Consider the following 3,715-nt stretch of genomic DNA (forward strand, 5'->3'; position numbering starts at 1 on the left):
TGTCCGGCGGTGACCTACTCTCCCACACCCTCCCGGGTGCAGTACCATCGGCGCTGTGGGTCTTAGCTTCCGGGTTCGGAATGGGACCGGGCGTTTCCCCCACGCTATGACCGCCGTAACCCTTGCTCCGCCACCGCCGCCCTGGGGGTCGTGGTGGGGAAATCTGGTGTTACAACTGTGGTGTTGTTATTCAGTTGTCGGTTCCGTGCAACGTGCCCGTGGTGCGGGTTTGTTGGTTGGGAACCACATAGTGGACGCAAGCAGTCTTGTTTTCTTTTTACCACCCCTGGTTGCAAACGCTTTTGAATCCGTTTGCGGGGTGGTGTGTGGTGTAAGTTATCGGCCTATTAGTACCGGTCAGCTTCACGAGTCGTTAGTCCTCGCTTCCACATCCGGCCTATCAACCCAGTGGTCTGGCTGGGGGCCTCTCACACACAAGGTGTATGGAAATCTCATCTCGAAGCGAGCTTCCCGCTTAGATGCTTTCAGCGGTTATCCCATCCGAACGTAGCTAATCAGCGGTGCACTTGGCAGTACAACTGACACACCAGAGGTTCGTCCGTCCCGGTCCTCTCGTACTAAGGACAGCCCTTCTCAAATTTCCTGCGCGCGCAGCGGATAGGGACCGAACTGTCTCACGACGTTCTAAACCCAGCTCGCGTACCGCTTTAATGGGCGAACAGCCCAACCCTTGGGACCTACTCCAGCCCCAGGATGCGACGAGCCGACATCGAGGTGCCAAACCATGCCGTCGATATGGACTCTTGGGCAAGATCAGCCTGTTATCCCCGAGGTACCTTTTATCCGTTGAGCGACGGCCATTCCACAATGTACCGCCGGATCACTAGTCCCGACTTTCGTCCCTGCTCGAGATGTCTCTCTCACAGTCAAGCTCCCTTGTGCACTTACACTCGACACCTGATTGCCAACCAGGCTGAGGGAACCTTTGGGCGCCTCCGTTACTTTTTAGGAGGCAACCGCCCCAGTTAAACTACCCATCAGGCACTGTCCCTGACCCGGATTACGGGCCGAAGTTAGATGTCCAAAGTGACCAGAGTGGTATTTCAACGATGACTCCACCCGAACTGGCGTCCGGGCTTCAACGTCTCCCACCTATCCTACACAAGCCACTCCGAACACCAATACCAAACTATAGTAAAGGTCTCGGGGTCTTTCCGTCCTGCTGCGCGTAACGAGCATCTTTACTCGTACTGCAATTTCGCCGAGTTTATGGTTGAGACAGCGGGGAAGTCGTTACTCCATTCGTGCAGGTCGGAACTTACCCGACAAGGAATTTCGCTACCTTAGGATGGTTATAGTTACCACCGCCGTTTACTGGGGCTTGAATTCTCAGCTTCGCCTTGCGGCTAACCGGTCCTCTTAACCTTCCAGCACCGGGCAGGAGTCAGTCCGTATACATCGTCTTGCGACTTCGCACGGACCTGTGTTTTTAGTAAACAGTCGCTTCCCCCTGGTCTCTGCGGCCCCGATCCCCTCCCACCAGCAAGTGGTGTTCAAGGTTGGGGCCCCCCTTCTCCCGAAGTTACGGGGGCATTTTGCCGAGTTCCTTAACCATAATTCTCTCGATCGCCTTAGTATTCTCTACCTGATCACCTGTGTCGGTTTGGGGTACGGGCGGCTAAAACCTCGCGCCGATGCTTTTCTAGGCAGCATAGGATCACCGAATCCCCCCTTTACGGGAGTCCCGTCAGATCTCAGGCATCATGAACGGCGGATTTGCCTACCGTTCGCCCTACATCCTTGGACCGGGACAACCATCGCCCGGCTCGGCTACCTTCCTGCGTCACACCTGTTAATACGCTTGCCTCCCAGGATCAGGTCCCGCGCTCCACCAAAAACCGCACACCACAAGGGTGATTGGTCAGGTCTCGGGCGGTTAGTATCCCCTGTTCAGCATGGGCGGTTTTTCGCCGGTACGGGAATATCAACCCGTTGTCCATCGACTACGCCTGTCGGCCTCGCCTTAGGTCCCGACTTACCCAGGGCAGATTAGCTTGACCCTGGAACCCTTGATCATCCGGCGGACGGGTTTCTCACCCGTCTTTCGCTACTCATGCCTGCATTCTCACTCGTGTAGGCTCCACCGCTGGTTTACACCGCGACTTCACCGCCCACACGACGCTCCCCTACCCATCCACACTCCTGAACCACGAAGGCTTGGAAAATATGTGAATGCCACAACTTCGGCGGTGTACTTGAGCCCCGCTACATTGTCGGCGCGGAATCACTTGACCAGTGAGCTATTACGCACTCTTTTAAGGATGGCTGCTTCTAAGCCAACCTCCTGGTTGTCTTCGCAACTCCACATCCTTTCCCACTTAGCACACGCTTAGGGGCCTTAGTTGGTGGTCTGGGCTGTTTCCCTCTCGACTATGAAGCTTATCCCCCACAGTCTCACTGCTGCGCTCTCACTTACCGGCATTCGGAGTTTGGCTGACGTCAGTAACCTTGTAGGGCCCATTAGCCATCCAGTAGCTCTACCTCCGGTAAGAAACACGCAACGCTGCACCTAAATGCATTTCGGGGAGAACCAGCTATCACGAAGTTTGATTGGCCTTTCACCCCTACCCACAGCTCATCCCCTCCATTTTCAACTGAAGTGGGTTCGGTCCTCCACGACGTCTTACCGTCGCTTCAACCTGGCCATGGGTAGATCACTTCGCTTCGGGTCTAGATCACGCCACTGCAACGCCCTATTCAGACTCGCTTTCGCTACGGCTTCCCCACACGGGTTAACCTCGCGACGTAACACTAACTCGCAGGCTCATTCTTCAAAAGGCACGCCGTCACCAGAATCAGACTGGCTCCGACGGATTGTAAGCACACGGTTTCAGGTACTGTTTCACTCCCCTCCCGGGGTACTTTTCACCTTTCCCTCACGGTACTGGTCCGCTATCGGTCATTAGGGAGTATTTAGGCTTATCAGGTGGTCCTGACAGATTCACACGGGATTTCTCGGGCCCCGTGCTACTTGGGATACTCTCCAGGCGGTACACAGCATTACGGTTACGGGGCTCACACCCTCTACGGCCGGCCTTTCAAGACCGTTCACCTATACCTGCACCTCACCTCGCTGTCCCGGCAGAGACAGCACGGAAAGTCCCACAACCCCGCCCATGCAACGCCCGCCGGCTATCACACATGGAACGGTTTAGCCTGATCCGCGTTCGCTCGCCACTACTAACGGAATCACTATTGTTTTCTCTTCCTGCGGGTACTGAGATGTTTCACTTCCCCGCGTTCCCTCCACGCACCCTATGTGTTCAGATGCGGGTCACCAGATCACACGAAGCGTCTGGCGGGGTTTCCCCATTCGGACACCCTGGGATCACAGTCCGGTTATCGACTCCCCCAGGCTTATCGCAGATTCCTACGTCCTTCTTCGGCTCCTAATGCCAAGGCATCCACCGTGTGCTCTTAAAAACTTGACCACAAAAGATCAAAAACGCTATTTTCGAGAGAACCACGAAACCAACCACACCCAACAACACCACCCCAAGGGGCAGTACCATCACGCGCAGCCAGATCCAGGTTCATATTCTTGGAAATTGCTTCTTATAAAAGATGCTCGCGTCCACTATGTAGTTCTCAAACAACAACCCCGTACCACACACCCCACACACACAACCCACACAAAAACGGGCCGATACATGCATGATCGGTGCAGCCAGGAAACCAGAAACACAAAACCCGG

Annotated in this window: 2 rRNA genes; both read right to left on the reverse strand. The window is 55.2% G+C overall.

Going from position 1 to position 3,715, the window contains the following annotated elements:
• Position 1: 1 nt before the first annotated feature.
• Positions 2–118 (reverse strand): 5S ribosomal RNA (rrf, locus tag CXQ90_RS21495).
• Between the two features lie 208 nt (positions 119–326).
• Positions 327–3,452: ribosomal RNA gene (locus CXQ90_RS21500) — 23S ribosomal RNA — on the reverse strand.
• Between the last annotated feature and the right edge of the window lie 263 nt (positions 3,453–3,715).

This window comes from Arthrobacter sp. ZGTC131, assembly GCF_002929275.1.
GTDB lineage: Bacteria > Actinomycetota > Actinomycetes > Actinomycetales > Micrococcaceae > Arthrobacter.